General features: G+C 69.4%; 17 protein-coding genes. 9 read left to right on the top strand and 8 right to left on the bottom strand.

Features of this window, described 5'->3' with window-relative positions; genetic code table 11:
• Positions 1-112: 112 nt before the first annotated feature.
• Both ACWGIC_RS18755 and ACWGIC_RS18760 read right to left on the bottom strand, forming a co-directional pair.
• Entirely contained in the window at positions 113-1471 is a 1359-nt protein-coding gene (locus ACWGIC_RS18755) for an aspartate aminotransferase family protein (protein WP_452077202.1), read from the bottom strand.
• Positions 1468-1752: a hypothetical protein gene (locus ACWGIC_RS18760; protein ID WP_452077203.1), complete on the bottom strand. Its 285-nt coding sequence runs from the start codon at positions 1750-1752 to the stop codon at positions 1468-1470. The genes ACWGIC_RS18755 and ACWGIC_RS18760 overlap by 4 nt, the downstream gene beginning before the upstream one ends.
• 1119 nt (positions 1753-2871) lie before the next feature.
• Between ACWGIC_RS18760 and ACWGIC_RS18765 the strand changes: the two genes are divergently transcribed.
• Positions 2872-3549, top strand: coding sequence for a LysM peptidoglycan-binding domain-containing protein (locus ACWGIC_RS18765; RefSeq protein ID WP_452077204.1), 678 nt, complete (start codon positions 2872-2874; stop codon positions 3547-3549).
• Between the two features lie 548 nt (positions 3550-4097).
• On the opposite strand, the gene ACWGIC_RS18770 is transcribed toward ACWGIC_RS18765, so the two are convergent.
• Positions 4098-4913: a helix-turn-helix transcriptional regulator gene (locus tag ACWGIC_RS18770; protein ID WP_452077205.1), complete on the bottom strand. Its 816-nt coding sequence runs from the start codon at positions 4911-4913 to the stop codon at positions 4098-4100.
• A 78-nt stretch (positions 4914-4991) separates the two neighbouring features.
• Here ACWGIC_RS18770 and ACWGIC_RS18775 point away from each other — a divergent pair, with 78 nt between their 5' ends.
• The 8 genes from ACWGIC_RS18775 (at position 4992) to ACWGIC_RS18810 (ending at position 10922) form a co-directional block, all read left to right on the top strand.
• Positions 4992-5732: an SDR family NAD(P)-dependent oxidoreductase gene (locus ACWGIC_RS18775; protein ID WP_452077206.1), complete on the top strand. Its 741-nt coding sequence runs from the start codon at positions 4992-4994 to the stop codon at positions 5730-5732.
• A gap of 25 nt (positions 5733-5757) precedes the next feature.
• The gene (locus ACWGIC_RS18780; protein WP_452077207.1) at positions 5758-6498 is read left to right on the top strand and encodes an SDR family NAD(P)-dependent oxidoreductase; all 741 of its coding nucleotides are present in this window, start codon (positions 5758-5760) and stop codon (positions 6496-6498) included.
• 58 nt (positions 6499-6556) lie between these two features.
• The gene (locus ACWGIC_RS18785; protein WP_452077208.1) at positions 6557-7222 is read left to right on the top strand and encodes a M23 family metallopeptidase; all 666 of its coding nucleotides are present in this window, start codon (positions 6557-6559) and stop codon (positions 7220-7222) included.
• A gap of 73 nt (positions 7223-7295) precedes the next feature.
• Entirely contained in the window at positions 7296-8243 is a 948-nt protein-coding gene (locus tag ACWGIC_RS18790; RefSeq protein WP_452077209.1) for a cation diffusion facilitator family transporter, read from the top strand.
• Positions 8244-8258: 15 nt separating this feature from the next.
• The gene (locus ACWGIC_RS18795) at positions 8259-8435 is read left to right on the top strand and encodes a hypothetical protein (RefSeq protein WP_452077210.1); all 177 of its coding nucleotides are present in this window, start codon (positions 8259-8261) and stop codon (positions 8433-8435) included.
• Positions 8436-8456: 21 nt separating this feature from the next.
• Positions 8457-8804 (top strand): BlaI/MecI/CopY family transcriptional regulator, encoded by a 348-nt coding sequence (locus tag ACWGIC_RS18800; protein ID WP_452077211.1) that lies wholly within the window; start codon positions 8457-8459, stop codon positions 8802-8804.
• Complete coding sequence (locus ACWGIC_RS18805; protein WP_452077212.1) at positions 8801-9700, top strand: M56 family metallopeptidase; 900 nt, start codon at positions 8801-8803, stop codon at positions 9698-9700. Before ACWGIC_RS18800 ends, ACWGIC_RS18805 begins: the two co-directional genes overlap by 4 nt.
• 49 nt (positions 9701-9749) lie before the next feature.
• A complete protein-coding gene (locus tag ACWGIC_RS18810; RefSeq protein ID WP_452077213.1) occupies positions 9750-10922 on the top strand; it encodes an Ig-like domain-containing protein in 1173 nt (390 codons plus the stop codon).
• Positions 10923-11007: 85 nt separating this feature from the next.
• Here the strand turns inward: ACWGIC_RS18810 and sbnA are convergent, their stop codons facing one another.
• The 5 genes from sbnA to ACWGIC_RS18835 are packed head-to-tail and all read right to left on the bottom strand — an operon-like array spanning position 11008 to position 19157.
• Positions 11008-11982, bottom strand: coding sequence for a 2,3-diaminopropionate biosynthesis protein SbnA (sbnA, locus tag ACWGIC_RS18815; RefSeq protein ID WP_452077214.1), 975 nt, complete (start codon positions 11980-11982; stop codon positions 11008-11010).
• 41 nt (positions 11983-12023) lie between these two features.
• Complete coding sequence (gene sbnB / locus ACWGIC_RS18820) at positions 12024-13091, bottom strand: 2,3-diaminopropionate biosynthesis protein SbnB (RefSeq protein WP_452077215.1); 1068 nt, start codon at positions 13089-13091, stop codon at positions 12024-12026.
• A complete protein-coding gene (locus ACWGIC_RS18825) occupies positions 13088-14101 on the bottom strand; it encodes a TauD/TfdA family dioxygenase (RefSeq protein WP_452077216.1) in 1014 nt (337 codons plus the stop codon). The genes sbnB and ACWGIC_RS18825 overlap by 4 nt, the downstream gene beginning before the upstream one ends.
• 44 nt (positions 14102-14145) lie before the next feature.
• Positions 14146-16623: a non-ribosomal peptide synthetase gene (locus ACWGIC_RS18830; protein ID WP_452077217.1), complete on the bottom strand. Its 2478-nt coding sequence runs from the start codon at positions 16621-16623 to the stop codon at positions 14146-14148.
• A 32-nt stretch (positions 16624-16655) separates the two neighbouring features.
• Positions 16656-19157 carry a Pls/PosA family non-ribosomal peptide synthetase gene (locus ACWGIC_RS18835; RefSeq protein ID WP_452077218.1) on the bottom strand — a complete coding sequence of 834 codons (2502 nt, stop codon included), beginning with the start codon at positions 19155-19157 and terminating at the stop codon, positions 16656-16658.
• Positions 19158-20216 lie beyond the last annotated feature (1059 nt).

A 20216-nucleotide genomic window follows, 5' to 3' on the forward strand; every position in this document is an offset into this window, starting at 1 on the left:
CCTCCTCCAGTACGTGGGCACGCGGGTTTTTGTTTTCACCAGTGTGTCCGGTTTTTGCTCTCCCACCCCGCCCCACACCCCCGGGCGGTGGCGCAGCCGCGCTTGTTTCCGGTCAGCGCGCCTCGCGGGTCGCCGCGTCGAGCGCGGCCAGCAGGATTCCGGCCGCGGTGCGCACGACTTCCGCGGTGACGTTGAGCGGCGGCAGCAACCGCACGACGCTGTCGCCGCGTCCGCCCAGTTCCACGATGAGCCCGCGGCGCAACGCGTGGTTCTGCACAGCCAGCGCGAGTTCCGACGCCGGAGCCCCGGTGCGCGGGTCGGTCAGCTCGATGCCCCACATCAGCCCGGTGCCGCGCACGTCCGTCACCCACAGATGGCTGGCCAGCGGGGAGAACAGCTCCTCGAACTGGTATCCGCGCTCGACGACGTTCTCCAGCACGCTGTCGCGGTTGACGACCTCGATCGCCCGCGCACCCGCGGCGAAGGCGAGCTGGTTGCCGCGGAAGGCGCTGGTGTGCGCGCGAGGGGCCCAGTCGTCGAGGCGCTCGTCGTAGATGATCAGCGAGACCGGCGAGCCGATTCCGCTGAGCTCCTTGGACGCGACGATCACGTCGGGTTCGATGCCGTAGCGCTCGAAGGCGAACCAGGTCCCGGTCCGGCCGCAGCCGGTCCGCAGTTCGTCGACGATCAGCGGGATGTCCAGCTCCCGGGTCAGCTCGCGCACCCGGTGCACGAAATCCGCCCGCGCCGGGACCACGCCGCCCTCGCCCTGCACCAGTTCGAGCACCACCGCCGCGGGCAGCGGGAGGCTGTCGCCGGAGCCGTGCAGCGACTGTTCGAGCAGCTCCGGGCAGCTCGCCGCGCAGGCGTCCGGATCGTGCCCGGCCGGGCAGCGCGGGCACGAGGAGTACGGCGGGTACTGCGTTCCGGGCAGGGCGCCCGCGCCCGGCCGGCCGGTCAGGCCCAGCGCGGCGTGCGCGCTGCCGTGGAACCGGCCCTGCAGCGACACGACGCCGCCGCGCCCGGTCGCGGTCTTGCACAGCTTCAGCGCGGCCTCGACCGCGTTGGTCCCGGCCGGCCCGCAGAAGTGCAGTTTCATCCTCGGCCGCAGCGCCTCGGGCAGCATCGCGAGCTGGGCCTCGGAGAACTCGTCCTTGACCGGGGTCGCGAAGTCGAGCGCGTGGGTCAGCTTGCTCAGCTGCGCGGTCATGGCCGCGACCAGCTCGGGATGGTTGTGCCCGAGGGAGAGCACGCCCGCCCCGGCGAGGAAGTCGATGAACACGTTGCCGTCGGCGTCGCGCACGAAACTGCCCGAACCCTCGGTGATCGCGATCGGCAGCCGCCGAGGGCCGCCGCGCGCGTTCGGTTCCCGGCGGTCCTGCCGGGCGAGGTACTCGGCCGAACGCGGGCCGGGCAGATCGCAGTAGACGGCGGGACCGGTGAGCGGCGCGGGATGCTCGAGGATGGTCATCTGGACTGTTCTCCCCTGACAGTGGTGGTGGCGCGGCCGGATCCGGCCGCCGGGCGCGCGACGCTGTTCCCGCCGAAACGGACAATGGGGTCCGGGGCGAACAGTTCCTGTTCAGTGCTCGCGGAGAGCCGCCGGGCGCGCTTCCGCACGAATAAACGGAACGGCCGTTCTCCCGGTCGCCGCGGTATTGCGTCGCCCTTCGCGGGAAAGATCGCTCCGGTTCCGGCTCGCGGATGCGTGCCGTCGACGTCGCGCGGCGCGTCCGGCGTCGAGTCCGTCATGCACTCCTCCTTCTTTTTCGCAGGGATTCGCGGGCCGCCGGGAAACGGCCGGCGAGGGGGAAACGGCGAGTCGCGAGCAGACCGGGGAGGGCCGCGCCGGGCGCAGCCCTCCCCGGTTGACCTCGCTGGATTACCGCGGGCCACAGCCTAGCGCAGCCGGTTCCGGCCGACCGGCGCTTCGGCCGGAGGAAGGCCGCGGCCGGCTCCGGAAAGAAAAGAATCGGCCAGGATCGGGCAAGGCAATGCGCCAGGAGAGTGAATGCGGCGATTTCGCGGAGTTCGCTGTACTGGGCTGAACGACTGAAACGGCAACGGCGTTCCCGGCGGCGCGAAACGGAAGGTGAATATTCACGTTTCGTTTCCGGCGTGTGAATCAGCGGAACAAGACCGGATCGCGGGACAGTTTCGCGACGGTTGCCGATGGCGTTCGAGGATATGTCGGATGGGGGAAATGTCGAGGTCGCCATTCGGTTTTGACGTTTTCGCTGCCGGAATCCGGTTTCGGGTGCTGTTTCCGCTGGGGGCGGGGCGCGGACTGCGGTTTCGGCGGCCGGGGCGTGGCGCGGATGGTCCAGACCAAGCCGGTGGTCTGGACCGGTGGTCCAACTGGTCCGGACCACTGGGGCGGGCGGCGGGCGCGGGCGCGTCCGGGGGAGCGGGTTTCCTCCGGCGGGACGCGTGCTGCCGGGCCGGGTGCCGCAGCGCGGGGTGAACGCGGGCGGCGTGTTCGGGTTTATCTCGGCCGTAACCAGTGTAGTGGCAGGCAAGTTACTTACAGTGAGTGCTGGGTGAAAGTTGCCAACTTAGCGATATTTGGCCCCCTAGACTGCTGTTTGATGAGAGAAGAGCTTGCTGTGAAGCTGTTATTTCTTTTCCAAGAAGGACGCAGTGAGCATGACGCACTGTCGTCTCGCTGCTACGCGCCGAGGCGATCTGTGGCCGATCCCACTGCCTCTGTACACCTGCCGTTTCCGTTTCGTAATCTTCTCGCGCTTTTGCGGTGACCTGCGATCTACCCCGAGGATCAGCGACCCGAAGCCGCCGCGCACCGTCGCTGCTCGCGCCTCCCCCGGGCGTGAGGACGGTGGTGCGGCGTGACAGAGAAGGAGCCCACCCGACGTGGGACGGCACAGCAAACCCAGCAAAACGAAGACAGCTCTCCAGCGCACCGGCGCCACCGCGGCTCTCGCGGGTGCCACCCTCGGCGGCATCGGCCTCGCCGGGGCCGGTCCGGCCAACGCCTTCCCGGGGCAGGCCGGCATCGTCAAGTGCGAGAGCAGCGGCAACCCGACGGCGGTCAACAACACCGCGGCGGGCCAGCGCGCGGGCCGCCCGGCCGGCCTGTTCCAGATCGTCACGAAGACCTGGCTCGCGAACGGCGGCGGCCAGTTCGCCCCCACGGCCGACAAGGCCACGCCCGCGCAGCAGCAGGTCGTCGCGGACCGGATCTACGCGGCGCAGGGTTCGGCCCCGTGGCAGTGCCGCGGCGGTTCGGGCCCGGCGAGCTACGCGGACTTCGGCGGCGACACCTCCGGCGGCTCCGCCGAGGTCGAAGCCGCGGCCGCGAAGCCGAAGGCCGAGGTCAAGGCCCAGGCGAAGGTCAAGTCCGCGCCGAAGCACGCCGCGCCCGCCTCGAACCCGGACGGCAGCTACACCGTCGCCGCGGGCGACACCCTGTCCGGCATCGCGAAAAACCTCGGCGTCGAGGGCGGCTGGCAGCACCTGCAGCAGCTGAACGCCCAGTACATCCCGGACGCCAACCTCATCCTGACCGGCCAGAAGATCGTCACGAAGTGACCCGCTGAGGCCCCGGCCGCGCCCGCGTCGCTTTCCCCCGGGCGACGCGGCCGCGGACGGCGGCCGCCGGTGCACGCGCGCGAAAAGTGCGCTCGGGCACCGCGCGCGACCCGGCGGCCGGCGTGCGGAGCGGGCGGGCCCGGCTTGTGGGAACACGGGCTCGTCTGCGCCGCACGCCTTGCCGCGAGGGCGGTGGTGTGGGTCTGTTTCGCGGAGTGAGGGCAGGCTCGCTGCGGAGCGAGCAAACCTGCTTTGCGGGAACACGGGTTCGTCGGCGCTGCACGCCTTGTGGTGAGGGTGCGTAGTGGTGGACGAGTCGTAATAGCTACGCAGGCACCCTCACTGCGGAGCGAGCGCGCCTGGCTTGCAGGAGCACGGGCTCGTCTGCGCCGCACGCCTTGCCGTGAGGATGGTGGCGCGCCTGTTTCGCGGAACGCAGGCAGATGTGCGCGGTTCCGCCCCTCGACGGCCACGAGCGCGCCGCGCAGAACCCAGCCTCGCCCACCTTGCCCGCCCGCGAAACCCGGCGACGACCGGGGCCTCGCCAGCTACCGCCGCGCCCGGAGCGGAACGCTCCTCAACAGCGCGAGCGCGTCCGCGCTGGCACTGCCCGGCTCGGCCTGATAGACGATCAACTGCTGCCCAGGCGCGCTCCGCACGTCGAACGCCTGATAGGTCAGCGTCAACGCCCCGACCGCCGGATGCACCAGATGTTTCGGCTCCTGGGTCTTTCCCCGCACCTGATGGGTTTCCCACAAAGTCCGGAACTGCGCGCTGCCCTCGCTGAGTTCTTCGACCAGCCGGGGCAGGCCGGGGTCGAGGCCCGCGGCCGCGCGCAGGTTCGCCACGGTGGCCTGCGCGGTCCAGTCCCAGCGAGCGAAGAACTGCCGCCCCGCTGGGTCGAGAAAGGTCATGCGGGCCAGGTTGTCCGCGGCGCGGAAGGGGGAGAAAAGCGCGTCGGCGAGGGCATTGGCGGCCAGGATGTCCAGGACGCGGTTGAGCACGAACGCGGGCGCGTGCGGGTAGCTGTCCATGAGCTGCCGCAGTTCGGGGCTCACGGTTTGCGGGGCGGGGACCGGAAGGTCCGGCGGAGCGGCACCGGCGAGGCGGTAGAGGTGTTCGCGGGCGTCCGGGTCCAGGTCCAGTGCGCGGCTGAGGGCGTCGAGCACCTGCGGTGACGGGCGGGTTTCGCGGCCCTGCTCCAAGCGCGCGTAGTAGTCGACGTTCACCCCGGCCAGCACAGCGACTTCCTCGCGGCGCAGCCCGGCGACCTTGCGCTTGCCGGAGTAGCGCACGCCGGCGTCTTCCGGGGACCGTTGTGAGCGGCGCGCTCGAAGGAAATCGCCCAGTTCCGTACTGCCCATGCAAACCAGGGTAGGCGGTGGCTGGGTGGGTGTGGCACGTCCTGCCAACGGGCTCCGTCGCCGCCGAGACTGGGCGTCATGACGGAGGAATTGGCGGGCAAGGTCGCGTTGGTCACCGGTGCGGCGCGCGGGGTCGGCGCGGCGACGGTCGCTTGGCTGCGCGCGCACGGGGCACGGGTGCTGGCGACGGACATTCGGCCCGAGGTGGAGCAGCTTTCTGAAATGGACGGCGTGGCCGTGCTGGTCGGCGATGTGTCCGAAGAGGACGTTGCGGTGCGGTCGGCGGCCATGGCGCTCGATCGGTTCGGCAGCCTGGACATCCTGGTCGCCAACGCCGGTCGTTCGGTGAACAAACCGATCACCGAGACCACTGCAGCCGACTGGGACGAGTTGATTTCCGTCAACGCCCGCGGTGCGTTTTTGCATGCGCGGGAGGCGTTCCGGGTCATGCGCGACAACGGCGGGGGAGCGATCGTCACGGTCGGCTCGTTCGCTTGCACTGTCGGGTTGACCGAAGCGGCCGCGTACAGCGCGTCCAAGGGAGCGTTGGCGCAGTTGACAAAGGTGCTCGCGCTGGAAGGCGGTCCGCACGGGATTCGCGCGAATGTCGTTGCGCCGGGCGTGATCGAGACCGATCTGCTGGACACTTTCCGGGCCGACAGCCGGGAGTACCTGCGGTCCTTCGGCGACGCCCATCCGCTCGGCCGGGTCGCGCAGCCTGAAGAAATCGCCGAGGTGATCGGGTTTCTGGCCTCGCCGCGGTCCGCGTTCATGACCGGAGCCGTCGTCGCCGCGGACGGCGGCTACACCGCGGCTTGATTTCCCGCCGGAGAAAGGAAAATCCATGAGGTTGAACGGAAAAGTCGCGTTGCTCACCGGAGCGACCGGCGGTATCGGGCAAGCCACGGCGGAACTGTTCGCCCGGGAGGGAGCCAGCCTGGTCGTCACTGATGTCGACCGAGAGGCCGTGGAGAAGCTTGCGCTGCGGCTGGACACTGAAGTGCTGGCTGATCGGCTGGACGTCTCGTCGCCGGAAAACTGGCGAGAGACCGTCGAACGGACCCGGCGGCGCTTCGGCCGCCTCGACGTTCTGGTCAACATCGCGGGGATCGTGGACTGGCCGGGGATCGAGGAGACCGCGCCGGACGCCTGGGACCGGGTGATCGCGGTGAACCAGACCGGGACCTGGCTCGGGATGAAGACCGCGATGCCGCTGCTGCGCGCCTCCGGCAACGGCTCGATCGTCAACACTTCCTCGGTGCTGGGCCTGGTCGGCAGCGGCGCGGCCGCCGCGTACCAGGCGTCCAAGGGCGCGGTGCGGCTGCTGACGAAGACCGCCGCCGTCGAGTACGCGACCCGCGGCGTGCGGGTCAATTCGGTGCACCCGGGCGTGATCGCCACGCCGATGATCCAGGACCTGCTCGACGAGCAGGGCGATCAGCAGCCCGACATCGTCCGCACCCCGATGCGCCGTGCGGGCAGCCCGGCCGAGATCGCGCAGGCGATGCTTTTCCTGGCCAGCGACGAATCCTCGTTCGTCACCGGAACCGAACTGGTCGTGGACGGCGGCCTCACCGCGTACTGACACCGCCCTCATCTACTATCCGTCGTAGTAGATGAGGTCCGCGAGGGGGAGCGCTGTGGTGGGTGCCCGCAGGAGGCGTTCGAGCCGGGTTTCCGCCGGTGCCCGCGGCGGGCTGGGCGCGGGGCTCGTCCTGGCCGGATTCACCGGCGGCGCCGCGTTCGCCGCTGCGGCGCGGGCCTCTCCGGCGGAACCCGCCAGGGTGCCGATACCCGTTGCGGGGCATGACGTTCTTCCGGTTTCCGCGCGTCCGCCGGAGGCGGAACTGGCGGTGTTGAAGTCAGCGGTCAAAGTGCGCGACGACAAACGCGCTCGGAAGGAGAAAGCCGAAAGGGCCTGGGCGCCGGTGACCGGCACGATCACTTCGAACTACGGTGCCCGCTGGGGCACGACCCACTACGGCCTGGACGTCGCGAACGTCATCGGCACCCCGGTCCGGGCTCCGCTCGCCGGGACGGTCGTCGAGGCCGGTCCGGCGAGCGGGTTCGGGCTGTGGGTCCGCGTCCGGCACGAGGACGGGACTGTCACGGTGTACGGCCATCTCAACCGCTACTCGGTCTCCGCCGGTCAGCGGGTGGCGGCTGGGCAGGTGATCGCCGAAGTGGGCGACCGGGGACAGTCGACCGGGCCGCATCTGCACTTCGAGGTCTGGTCTGCGGGGGAGCGCAAGACCGATCCGCTGCGCTGGCTGCGCGGGCTCGGCGTGCGGATCGCCCCGGGCGGGTGACCCTGGGTGGACGTTCGCCGGACCGTGCGCCACAATATATGCACGTTTCACTATATGTCAGGGACGGTGCGGGGTGAGCGAGCACAAGACAGGGCACGGCCACGGGCACGGGGTGTCGGCGGGCGCGGACCGCGGGTGGCTGGTGCGGGCGCTGGTGCTGATCGTCGGGTTCATGGCAGTCGAGCTGGTCGTCGGCCTGGTCGCCGGGTCGCTCGCGCTGATCACCGACGCCGGCCACATGCTGACCGACGCCGCGTCGATCGTGCTCGCCCTGGTCGCGATCCGGCTGGCCGCCCGTCCGGCGAAGGGCGGGTTCACCTACGGCCTCAAGCGCGCGGAAATCCTGTCCGCGCAGGCCAACGGGATCACCTTGCTGCTGCTGACCGCGTGGTTCCTCTACGAAGCGGTCACACGGTTGATCGACCCGCCGGAGGTCCAGGGCGCGCTGGTGTTCGTGACCGCGCTGGCCGGGATCGTCGTGAACATCGCGGCGAGCTGGTGCATCAGCCGGGCGAACCGGTCGAGCCTGAACGTCGAGGGCGCGTTCCAGCACATCCTCAACGACCTGTACGCCTTCATCGCGACCGCAGTGGCCGGCGCGGTCGTGTGGTGGACCGGCTTCGCCCGCGCGGACGCGATCGCCGCGCTGGTGGTCGCCGCGCTGATGGCGAAGGCGGGCTGGGGGCTGGTCCGCGAATCCGGCCGGATCTTCCTGGAGGCCGCGCCCGCGGGGATCGACCCCGGGGTCGTCGGCGAACAGGTGGCGTCGATCCCGGACGTGGTGCAGGTGCACGACCTGCACATCTGGCAGATCACCTCGGGCGAACCCGCGCTGTCCGCGCACGTGCTGGTGCGGCCCGCCGCCGACTGCCACGCGGTGCGCGCCGGGATCGAGGAGATCATGCGGTCCCGGCACCGGCTCGACCACACGACGCTGCAGGTGGACCACGTCGACGAGGATCGGGCCGAGCATTGCGAACGGTCCCACGGGCCGACGTACCGCTTCACCGGACGAGGCTGAACGAAGGGAAAACGCATGCGATCCGACCTGGCCGCCGCTTCGGCCGCGGGAGGCTGGACCCTGCTGGCGATTTTCGTGGTGCTCGCGATCCTGCTGACCGCGATCGGCGTCGCGCAGGCCCGCGATCCGGCTCGCCGCCGCCCTCCGCCCGAGCCGGAGAGCAGTGGATCAACCGACGGCGACGCCGAATGAGCGAGCCCTAGGATGCGGGGCGTGCAAGGACTGGGCGAGCTGGAATCGGCGGCGATGGACGTCTTGTGGCGCGCGGGCGAAGCGCGCACAGTCCGCGAAGTGCTCGAGGAGCTGAACCGGGATCTGGCTTACACGACGGTCCTCACCGTGCTCGATCATCTGCACGGCAAAGGCTGGGTGGAACGCGAAAAACGCAGCCGCGCCTACTGCTACACGCCGGTGTTGTCGCGGGAAGAAGCCGCGGCCCGGGCGATGCGGAACCTGCTCGCCGACGTCGGCGATCCCGAAGGGGTGCTGCTGCATTTCGCGCAGTCGGCGTCCGAGGGGGAACGGAAAGCGTTGCGGCGCGGGCTGCGGAAGCGCTCGTGATCGTCTCCGCCGCGCTCGTCGCGACCGCGGCGGCGGTGGGCTTCTGCGGACCGTGGCTGCTGCGCCGGGTGCTGCGGGCCCGGATGCCCGGACCGCTGCGGTTCGGCACGTGGATTCTGTTGCTGGGCAGCATGATCGCCGCGGGAGCCGGTGCGGTGGCGGCGGCGTTCGGGCCGGGGCACGAGGCGGCGCTGCGGTTTGTCGCGTGGCTGCGCCTCGACACCTTGCGCCACCACGAGGTGTGGCACCTGGACGAGGTGCTCGGCGTGTCCGGCGCGGTCCTCGCGGTGGGTGTTGCCGGGGCGTTCGCGCTGGCGGCGATCAGGCGGTACCGGCATCAGCTTCGCTTGCACGACAAGCATTTCGCGGAACTTTCGATGGTGTGCCGGGCCAAGGCGGGAGTGTGGTGGCTGCCGCTGGAGGAGAAACTCGCCTACAGCATCGCGGGCAAACCCGGCCTTGTCGTGCTCTCCGAGGGGCTCGCGAAGGATCTCTCCGGGCCGGAACTCGCCGCGGTGGTCGAGCACGAACGGTCCCATCTGCGCGGACGGCACCACCGGCTGGTCGGGTTCGCGTACGCGGTGGCGGCGGCGTTGCCGTTCGTCCCGCTGGCTCGGCGGTCGCCGGAGTTCGCCGCCGCCGCGGTGGAGTTGAGTGCGGACGCGGCGGCTCGGCGCCGGCACGGACCGGCGACCGTCAGCGCGGCGTTGGACCGGATGCATCCGGTGCCCTCGGCCGACACCGCGCTGAGGCTGAAGCATCTCGCCCGCAGTCACGGCACCGCGATGACCGGTGTTCTCGCCCTGGTAGCCGCTGCGTTGCTCCCGGTGAGCACCGCAGCGGCCCTGATCGTCGCCGGGGCCTGGACGGCGGCTCCCGCTCTCCTCCACGCCTGACCGCTATGACTACTATGTCCGGTAGTAATCGCGAACGGGGGCAGATCAGGTGCTGGGGCGGAAAACGCAGATCATCGCGGGGATCCTCGCCGGGCTGGCGCTGACGGCTGGGTGCACGGCCGCACCGGACCCCGGCCCCGCCGCCGGAAACGACCAGAAGAGCAGTGCAGCGCCGGCGCCCGCGACCCTCGAACTCGGTCCGAAGGACGGTGCGAACGACGTCGCGCCCGGCGAACCCGTCACCGCGACAGCCGGAGGGTCCACGCTCAGCGAGGTCACCCTCGCGGCCGCGGACGGCACTGCGGTTCCGGGCGACCTCGACCCGGCGAAACAGCGCTGGAACACCAGCAAACCCCTGGAATACGGCACGAAATACACACTGACCGCGCGCTCGGTCGGCGCGGACGGCACCCCGGTGACCCGCACCAGCACCTTCACCACGGCGACCGCCAAGGCGCAGGCGTATCCGTCGGTGATTCCGCTCGACGGCGAGACCACCGGCGTCGGCATGCCGATCACGGTCAAGTTCTCCGCGCCGGTCGCGGACAAGGCCGCGGCCGAGAAGATGCTCACCGTCACCTCCGACAAGCCCGCCACCGGGGCGTGGCGCTGGTTCGGCGACGACGAGGTGCATTACCGCACCAAGGAATACTGGCCCGCGTACTCGACGATCACCCTCGACATCAAGATCGCCGGCCGCGCGCTCGGCAACGGGGTGTTCGGCAAGGCCGACCGCAAGATCACCTTCAAGACCGGCCCGTCGATCATCTCGAAGGTGTCCGACCACGAAAAGCAGATGCGGACGTACAAGGACGGCCAGCTGGTCCTGACGTCCCCGGTCAGCCTCGGCAAACCGTCGGCGCGCAGCGTCTCGGGCACGATGCTGATCATGACCGTGCAGTCGCCCTACACCATGGACTCCAGCACGTACGGCGTTCCCACCGACGCGCCGGGCGGCTACCGCACCACGGTCAAGTACGCGCTGCGGCTCACCAACTCGGGACAGTTCCTGCATTCCGCGCCGTGGTCGGTCCGGCAGCAGGGCCGCACCAACACCTCGCACGGCTGCCTCAACGTCAGCGTCGAGAACGCGAAGTGGTTCTACGAGAACTCCCATCGCGGGGACGTCGTGGTCGTCACCGACACCGGCGCGGACCTCAAACCCGGCGACGGCTGGACCGACTGGCGCTTCAGCTGGGACGAATGGCAGCAGAAGGCCTGACGCACCTTCAAGTCCGTGAGGGGAACCCTGAGAGAATCAGATTCCCTCAGGGTTCCCTTCACGGACCGCAAACCGGCAGCGCGGGTCAGACGGACTGCCGGGCCCGGGGCGAAAGCACGTCCTCCCCGTAGATGCCCTGCAGCCAGTTGGTCTGGTAGATCGTGTCGAGATAGCGCTCGCCGAGGTCCGGGGCGACGGCCACCGCGGTCAGATGGTGCGCGTCGTGTTCGGACAGCCAGCTGGTGGCCCCGCTGACCACCGTCCCGGTCGAACCGCCGAACAGGAACCCGTTGCGCGCCAGCCGGTGGCACGCCCGGACCGAATCCGGTTCCTCGACGAGGACCACGTCGTCCACATAGGACTCGTCGAGGATCGCCGGGCGCACGCTCGTGCCCAGCCCGGGCAGCATCCGCCTGCCCGCCGGACCGCCGAAGGTCACCGAGCCGACGCTGTCGATCGCGACGATCCGCACCGGCCGGTGCCACTGCCGGAAGAACCGCGCGCAGCCCATCAGGGTGCCCGTGGTGCCCGCGCCGACGAACAGCACGTCGAGATTCGGGAAAGCGGCGGCGATTTCCGGCCCGGTCCGGTGGAGGTGCGCGCCCCAGTTGTCCGGGTTGGTGTACTGGTTGAGCCAGACGTAGCGCTCGTCCGACGCGCACAGCATGCGCACGTGGTCGATGCGCGCCCCGAGGAAACCGCCCTCGGGACTCGGTTCGGTGATGATGTGCACCTCGTTGCCGAGCGCCTCGATGGCGCGGCGCGTCGCCAGGTTGCAGCGCGAATCGGTGACGCACAGGAACTTGTACCCCCGGCTGGCCGCGATCATGCTCAGCGCGACGCCGAGGTTGCCCGAAGAGGACTCGACGATGATCGAGCCCGGCCGCAGCAGGCCGTCGCGTTCGGCGGCGTCGACCATCTCGGTCGCGGCCTTCAGCTTGATGGAGCCGGCGAAGTTGAACCCCTCGCATTTGAGGTAGAGCGAATAGCCGAAACTCCAGCGGAGGTCGACATACAGCGCCTCCTCGTTGAAAGCTTCGGGAACGGTGATGACTCGCACAGTGTTCTCCTAGTCAGACAAAGCTCAGTGGCGGACGGCGCTCAGCCATACCGGCGCAGTTCGTGGAAAAAGTCCTCGATGACATGCAGTCCGCCGGCGTCGGACACTCTCTCGTGGACGAAGGCCCCGACCGCGAGGTCGAGAACGCCGAGCCCGAACGGGGAGAAGATCAGCGGCTGGCCGGACGGCGGGCTGACCCGGCCGGACAGCACGTCGTCCAGGGTGCCGAGAAGGAAATCCCGGCTGCCCGTGCGCTGTTCGACCAGATGCGGCGAAGTGCTGGCCTTGAGGCAGTGGTCGACGTCGTCGACGATGTTCGCTGACGCCAGCAGGACTTCCGGCGCCAGATCCCGCAAGGAAACGTGCAATACCAGCGGGTTGTGCGAGAACCACGAGGGATCGTGCACGTGCGGTTCGCCGGCGATGGTCGCGAAGACCACCAGATCGCTGTCGCGGATCAGGCCTTCGGCGGTGTCGTGCACGCTGATCTCGCCGCCGAACCCGGACTGCTCCAGGTAGCCGCGGAACCCGGCGGCGCTTTCGGGGCGCAGGTCGTGCACGTTGATCTCGTCGAACTCCCAGCCGGTCCCGGCGAGGAAGGTGTGGATGTAGCGGGCGATCAGGCCGACGCCGAAGAACCCGACGCGCCGGGGGCGCTCCCGGGTCCGGCTGAGCCAGTCCGCGGCGAGCGCGGCGGAGGCCGCCGTCCTGGTCGCGCTGATGATGGAGCTTTCCAGGCAGGCGAACGGATAACCGGTCGCGAGGTCGTTCAGGATCAGCACCGCCGACGCCCTCGGGATCCCGGCCGCCACGTTGCCCGGGAAACTGGAGATCCACTTCAGCCCCGCGACGTTCGTCTTCCCGCCGAGGGAGGCGGGCAGGGCGATGATCCGGTCGGCCGGGCGGTCGGGGAAGCGCAGGAAATAGGAGGGCGGGTTCACCGAATCGCCGGAGCCGTGCACCCGGTAGGCGGTTTCGACGAGATCGACGACCTCCCGTTCGCGCCCGGCCAGCGCCTGCTGGACCTGGGCGCCGGAAATCACCGCGAACGGCGGCACGGCGGCAGGCCCGGCGGACGCCGGTCCGGCGGCGGAAGCTTGCGTGGTCACTGGGTTTCCCCCTCGGAAGCGATCGGGCAATCGGAAAGCCGCACCGGGTCGGCGAGCCCGACGAGCACCTCGCGCGGGCCCTCGTAGGCGTCCCTGCTGTGCGCGGTGCGGACGTTGTCCACCAGCAGCAGGTCTCCCGCCTGCCACGGTTCGCGGACGGTGTGTTCCTCGTACACCTCGTTGAGCAGCTGCACGACGTCCTCGCCGATCGGATCGCCGTTGCCGAACCGGGTGTTGAACGGGAGCCCGTCGGCCCCGTAGACGTCGACGAGGTATTCGTGCACCTCGGGAGCCATCGTCCATTCGTTGAGGAACGCGATCTGGTTGAACCAGCACCGCCGGCCGGTGACCGGATGCCCGACGATGGCGTGGCGGCGCTGGCGCGTGCGCAGGCCGCCGTCGGGCTGCCATTCGAACTCGATCCGGTTGGCGCGGCAGTAGTTCTCGATCGCCGAGCGGTCTTCGGTGCCGAACGCTTCGGCGACCGAAGCCCCGATCTCGTCGTTGAAGCTGCGGGTGAGCAGCCAGCCGTCGCGCTCGAACCGCGTGCGCAGATCGGCGGGAAGCGCGGCCAGCACGGCGGCGGAGTCGCTGACCCCGGTGGCCCCGCCCGAGGACGGCGGGCTGACGCAGGCGAACAGCATCAGGCCGGGGAACTCCAGGGTGTAGCTCAGCTCGTGGTGCATGCACATCGGCTGGTTCGGCGGCCATTCCGTCGAGGAGTGCACCCCGCCGGGATAAGCCGTGCGGGGCGCGAAGGCCTCCCGCTCGGTCGTCAGCAGGTCGGTCAGCCTCCCGAACACGGCCGCGACCGCGGCCCGGTCGGCGAGCCCGAGACCGCGGACGAGCACCGCGCCGTATTCGGCGACGAGTCTTCGCACCGTCTCCCGGTTCGTGCTCGCCCAGCCGGCCGGGTCGCCGCCTGCCTCGGCCCGCAGCACCGCGGGCAGCCCGGGACAGAAATCCGGTCCGGGCGGGGACGTCTCGGGCAGGGATTTGGACAACGACATCGTGGAATCCTTTCGATTTCCGCGTTCCAAGGGGTTCCGGAGAATCACGAGGCCGCGCCGGAGCGGCTGTCGATCAGCGCGGCCAGGTCGGCGAGGACCGGATGCCGGGCGACGTCCTTGATCGAGATCGAGCGGTCGAGCGCGATCGCCAGTTTCACCGCGGACAGCGAGGTGCCGCCCCGGTCGAAGAAGTGGTCCTGGCGGCCGATCTGCCCTGGCCGGACGCCGAGCACCTGCGCCCAAGCCCCGGCGAGCCGTTGTTCGGTGCCGGTGGCCGGCTCGTCGTGCTCGACCTCCGCGGCGTCGAGTTCGGCGGCCAGCGCGGCGAGGTTCTTCTTGTCGATCTTTCCGTTGCCGGTCAACGGCAGCTGCTCCCGCCAGTGGAAAGCCGAGGGCAGCATGTACTCGGGCAGCCCGGCCGCGAGGTGCTCCCGCATCAGGTCGTGGTCGAGCTGCTCCGGGCTGGAGTAGAACGCGACCAGCCGCTTGCCCTGGCCGCCGCGGTCGGCCACGACCACCGCGCCGTCGCGCACCCCGGGCACCCGCAGCAGCGTGTTCTCGATTTCGCCGATCTCGATCCGGAAACCGCGGATCTTGACCTGCGAATCGCGCCGGCCGAGGAAGTCCAGCTTGCCCTCGGGCAGCCACCGGCCGTGGTCGCCGCTGCGGTAGAGCCGGGCGTCCGGACGGTGCGGGTCGGTGGTGAACGCCCGCGCGGTGCGCTCCGGGTCGTTGACGTAGCCCCGGCCGACGCACACCCCGGAGAACACGATCTCGCCGGGCGCGCCGAGCGGGACCGGGTCGAGCCGCTCGTCCACGACGTACACGCGCACGTTCTGCACCGGCGGCCCGAGCGGCACCCGCTCCCGCGTCGGCGCGCGGTCCATCACCTCGTGGTTGGTGTCGTCCGAGGTTTCGGTGAGGCCGTAGGCGTTGACCAGCTTGACGTCCGGCATCGCGGCGAACCAGCGCTGCGCCAGCTCGGTCTTGAGCGCCTCGCCGGTCACCGAAACGCAGCGCAGCTCCGGCAGCGCGACCGGGTTCTTGTCCACCGCGGACAGCACGACCTCGAGATAGGAGGGCACGACCTGCAGCACCGTGACCCCGCCGCGGCTGAGCTTGCCCACGAACCGGTCGGCGTCGAGGATGACGTCCTGCTCGATCAGCAGCGTGGTCCCGCCGGTCAGCAGCGCGGAAACCAGCTGCCACAAAGAGATGTCGAAGCACTGCGGAGCGACCTGCGCCACCACCGAGTCCTCGGTGATGCCGAGGTCGTTGATCTTGGCGTAGAGATGGTTGACCATCCCGGCGTGCTCGCACATCGCGCCCTTCGGCTCTCCGGTGGAGCCGGAGGTGAAGTAGATGTAGGCGAGCTGGCCGGAGTCGACGGCGATGCCGAGATCCTCCTCGGAGTGGTCCTCGTCGTAGGCGGCGTCGACGAACAACGTGCGCACGCCGGGCAGCGATTCGACCGCCTTCCGCAGCGTGGTCGTGCTGCCCGGTTCGGTCAGCACGAGTTCGCAGCCTGCCCGGCGCAGCGTGGTCGCGATGCGGTCGGTGGGGAAATGCGGCTCGACGGGCAGGTAGACGCCGCCCGCCTTGAACACGGCGAGCACGGCGGCCATCCAGTCCAGATTGCGTTCGGTCACCACCGCGACCACGCCTTCGCGCCGCAGCCCGCGCGCGATCAGCGCCCTCGCCAGGCGGTTGGCGTGCGCGTTCAGCTCCCGGTACGTCCACTGCCGGTCGCCGTGCACCGCGGCGATCGCGTCGGGACGCCGGGCGACGCTGCGCTCGAACAGCTCGTGGCACCGCAGATCCGGCACCTCGACATGCGGCCCGGCGAGCCCCTCCAGTTGCAGCTTCAGTTCCGCGGCCGACAGCAGGGTCGTTTCGCGGTGCTGCGCGGTGACGTCGGTGCGGATCAGCGTGAGCGCGTTCAGGTGGTAGCCGAGAATGCGTTCGGCGCTTTCGGAATCCAGCGCCTCGGTGCGGAAACGCAGCCGGAGCGTCGTCAGGTCCGGTGAGACGTCCAGCTGCAGCACGGTGTCCCCGGCGAGGTCCCCCGCGGTGCCGGTCGGGTCGAGGACCGTCTCGAACGGCGGTTCGGCGATGCCGAGTTCGGTGCGCAGTTCGTCGACCGGGAAGTCCCGGAAGGCCAGGGTCTGCGCGTCGATTCCAGCGGTGTGTTCGATCAGTTCGCGCCAGGTGCCGGCTTCGGTGCTCAGCCGGCAGGGCAGCGGCGCCCCGCCGGGCCCGGCGACGTAGCCGGTGCACACTTCGGCTTCGCCCGACAGCGCGGCGAGCACTTTGGCGTGCGCGGCGAGCAGTACTGAACTCAGCGGCACGCGCAGCTGTTCGGCCAGCCGCCGCAGCCCGGCGGCGAGCCCCGGCGGGATCGGCGTTTCGTGGTCGCCGATCGAGGAGCCGGGGTCGAGCGTCCACCGCGGGATGCCGGTGCGGCCTCCCGCGGTCAGTATTTCCCGCCAGTGCTCGAGACCCGCTCCCAGTCCGGTTCTCATGGGTTGTCCTTCCCGTGGTTGTCTTTGCTCCGTCACGATTTCCCCGCCGGAAGACGGCGGCCCGCCCGGATTTCGTGCGCGGGGTTGCCGCCCCAGTGCGCGTGGTCCGGGACCTCAGTGCCCTTCATGAGGAAGGAATCCGGGGCGAGGGTCGAGCCCTCGCCCATCGTCACGCCGTAATGCACCAGTGCTCCGACGCCGACCGTGCAGCCGCTGCCGATGGAGATGCGGTCCATCTTGAAACCGCCGTCCTCCTGCGAATGGCACTGGACGACCGACCCCGCGTTGAGGGTGACGTCGTCTCCTAGGCGCACCAGCGTTTTCTCGATGATGCCCGCGCCGTCGTCGAACAGGCGCTTGCCGACCCTGATGCCCAGCAGCCGCCACAGCACGCTCTTGAACGGGGTGCCGTTGAGCGCTTGCAGGTGCGCGTTCGTCGCGGCCGCTTTCCAGAACCGTTCCTGGCGCCAGAACCGCCGGTCGTAGATCGAGCAGGACACCGGGCGCAGCGGCCGGACGAGGACGGTGATCCGCTCCAGCGCGACGAAATAGGCGATGCCGTAGAGCAGGAAAACTGCGGTGTCGATGACGAACAGCGGGGCGCCGATCCGCTCGTAGTAGACGTCCGAGGCCCAGGTCAGCAGCAGCAGGCCGTAGAAGAACAGCCAGTGGGACAGCGTGTACAGCAGCATGCCCCCGGCGTTGTGCCGGTTTTTGGCGGCGAGCTTGCGCCGGAACTCCTCCGGGGTCTTCGGGTGGTCGAACTGGCTGTCGCGCTCCACCGAGCGCGGGATCTCGAAGCTGGGGGAGCCGAGCAGCCCGACGCCCTCGCGCACCGGGCCGTCGAGCGGCACCAGGACCTTGGTGGCCAGCAGGCAGTTGTCCCCGGTCCTCGCCCCGGCCGGGTAGACGACGTGGTTGCCGAGGAAGTTCTGCGCCCCGACGCGCACCCGGGAAAGCCGGAAGGAGGTGCTGGTGTACTCGGCGTTGACGACCGACAGCCCGTCGGCGACCATCGTGCCCGCGCCGGCCTCGAACAGGTACGGGTTCTCGTATTTCTCTTCGAGCCCGAAGTTGGAGCCGGTCTGCTCTTCCTTGGAGATCTTGCAGCCCGCTGCGCGCAGGTAGTGCACGATGGCCGAGCTGTCGCCGAAGAGAGTCTTGAAGAACCGCAGGTTGGTGAGCACGCGGATGGCGCGGTGCGCGGTGTAGCGGAGGGTGTAGAGGCGGTAGACCTCGCCGGGCTTGAGCGCCAGGTTCAGCAGCCGCGGCACGAGGGCGGCGATCAGGAAACCGGCCAGCCGCAGGCCGAAGTACAGGACGAAGGAGACGATGAGGGCCTTCCAGTAGAACGCCGGGGAGGTGAAGTCCAGTACGGCCGAGCCGAGTCCCATCGCCGGGCTGAGGTTCGGCAGCGTGGTCAGCACGAAGCCGAGCAGGCCGAACACCAGCGGGGCCAGCAGCAGGACCGCGGTCAGCGCCTGGCGCACGGCGAAGAACGCCCGCCGGAAGCCGCCGCAGGCGCGCGGTTCGACCCGCCGGTACTGGACGTCGGCGGGGACGGCGGGGACGCCGTGCCAGCTCTGCCCGTCCGGCACCGCCTGTCCGGCGTGCAGCGACGAAGCGTGCCCGAACTGGGCGTTGTCGCCGATCCGGGTTTCGATGTCGAGGACGGACATCTCGCCGACGTAAGTGTGCGCGCCGATGGCGACCGGACCGGTCTGGATCACGCCGTTCTGCGCGCGATAGGTGGCGAAGTAGGTGTCCTTGCAAATCACCGTGCCGTCCCCGACGGCGAGCAGATCGGTGCAAACCGGGACGTGCCGAGAGAAAATCGTTACGCCTTTGCCGATTTTCGCGCCCAGCGCGCGCAGGTAGAGCGTGTAGAGCGGGGAGCCGACGAACAACGGGACCAGCAGATTCCGCTGGACGAGGGTCTTGACCACCCAGAACCGGACGTAGCCGAGGCTCCACACGCGGATTTCCGCCGCTTTCCAGCGGCCGACGAGAAGCCATTTGAGCACGATCGGAAGGGTGCACAGAATCACCAGCACTATCGCACCGAAACCGACCGCGCGCAGATAGTAGTCGAACACTCCGGCACCGGCCACGATCCAGTCCGTTCCCGCGCCGAGCACCTGGGCCACGAGGAAGGAATAGGCCAGAAAGATCAGCGCCTGCAGAATCCCGCAGCCGACGTATTCGAGCCGGCTCGCCCGCCTCGGCGGCTCCGCGGGGGCGGCGGCGGGCGCTTCGGCCGGTGCTTCCCCGGTCTCGGCCAAAGCGGAGACGAGGCTGGCGATGGTCGGATTCCGGTAAATGTCCTTGATGGAGACGGAGGGAAGATCGGCACGCTTGCGCACTCGTGCGCAGAACTGTGCCATCACGAGCGAGTTCGCCCCGAGATCGGCGAAGAAGTTGCTGTCGACCGACACTTTTTCCTGCCCGGTGACATCGGCCATCACCTGGGCAAATATTTCTTCGGTGTCGGGTGCCGGACCGGGGCGGGCGGTCGGGTACTCGGTGAGATCCATATCCCTAATCATCGGTGGATGTAACGCCGACGTAACCTACGGACGTCGGTGTTGACAATTTCGTGACCTGTTCGATGCGAGTCGCGGTTGACAAATGCGACACAGGCAAAGATTGAGGTCTAGACCACGTAAAGGGACCTTAATCTGGCAAAGAGGACTAATACCGTGAATGCCCTTTATTTTTCAACAAACTGTGGCAGCTGTCGACGGAACCGGGACGGTCCGGCGGAGGGTTCCGGCTCCGACTGTTCGTCGTCGTGCATTTACCGCAAACCGATCCTCCGCCTGGGCGATGTTACCAGGATTTCCCCGCTTTGGGGGTCAGGATTCCCCGGTTGGCGGACGCGGAACTGCTCCGCAGGGGTGAAATCCGTGGCACAACGAGTGGTGTGAAGCCGCGGCGCCGCAGGGCGTCACGCGGCGGTTCGGCCTCGGTTCGGTCTCGCCGGGAGCACCGCGGACCGCCCCGCGGCGGCCGTCAAGTTTCCTTGGTCCTCGAATTCGGTGACATTTCGCGCCCGACCGGAATATGCAAGTGCTGTTTCGCGGGATTGATGGCACTTTCGAGGGAATCGCCGTTTCGCTTCGCGGGCGGGTGCCGTCGAGGTGAGCCGTGCGGCAGACGGCCGGTGCGGCTGGGCTGTCCGGCCGGAGCCGCGTTGCTCCTCCGGGGTTTCGCCGCAGGTGGCCGGGTGCTGGCGGAAGCTCGCACGGAGGGCTTCGCGGGCGAAAACGGCTGTGAACGGTATTTGCCCGCCCAGCGGGCGGGTGTGCCGGGCCGGAGAGGGGAATTAGGGCGCTTCTCGCGGTTTTCCGGCATTTTCGAAATATTTTCGTGTTGGCTGGATTTTTCGGCCGCACTGGGAGAGGAACTGGGGGGAGGGGGCGGAACGGCGGGGTCGTCGGTTCCGTCCCGGGATTCGGGTTGTCCAGTGCGTCCCGGTGACAACGATGACCGCGGCGCTGCTTCGGCGGGCGGCGCACCGGGCCGGACGCGGCATGAGCCGTGACCGGTTCGACGTCGTGACTTGGGCACGGCTTGTCGTGGAAGCTCGCCCG

The organism is Amycolatopsis sp. NPDC054798, from assembly GCF_053611505.1.

Coding starts and splice junctions, on each gene's coding strand:
- ACWGIC_RS18835 (WP_452077218.1), bottom strand. CDS start 19,157: ATGGATCTCACCGAGTACCCGACCGCCCGCCCCGGTCCGGCACCCGAC.
- ACWGIC_RS18770 (WP_452077205.1), bottom strand. CDS start 4,913: ATGGGCAGTACGGAACTGGGCGATTTCCTTCGAGCGCGCCGCTCACAA.
- ACWGIC_RS18775 (WP_452077206.1), top strand. CDS start 4,992: ATGACGGAGGAATTGGCGGGCAAGGTCGCGTTGGTCACCGGTGCGGCG.
- ACWGIC_RS18830 (WP_452077217.1), bottom strand. CDS start 16,623: ATGAGAACCGGACTGGGAGCGGGTCTCGAGCACTGGCGGGAAATACTG.
- ACWGIC_RS18795 (WP_452077210.1), top strand. CDS start 8,259: ATGCGATCCGACCTGGCCGCCGCTTCGGCCGCGGGAGGCTGGACCCTG.
- ACWGIC_RS18825 (WP_452077216.1), bottom strand. CDS start 14,101: ATGTCGTTGTCCAAATCCCTGCCCGAGACGTCCCCGCCCGGACCGGAT.
- ACWGIC_RS18755 (WP_452077202.1), bottom strand. CDS start 1,471: ATGACCATCCTCGAGCATCCCGCGCCGCTCACCGGTCCCGCCGTCTAC.
- ACWGIC_RS18780 (WP_452077207.1), top strand. CDS start 5,758: ATGAGGTTGAACGGAAAAGTCGCGTTGCTCACCGGAGCGACCGGCGGT.
- ACWGIC_RS18760 (WP_452077203.1), bottom strand. CDS start 1,752: ATGACGGACTCGACGCCGGACGCGCCGCGCGACGTCGACGGCACGCAT.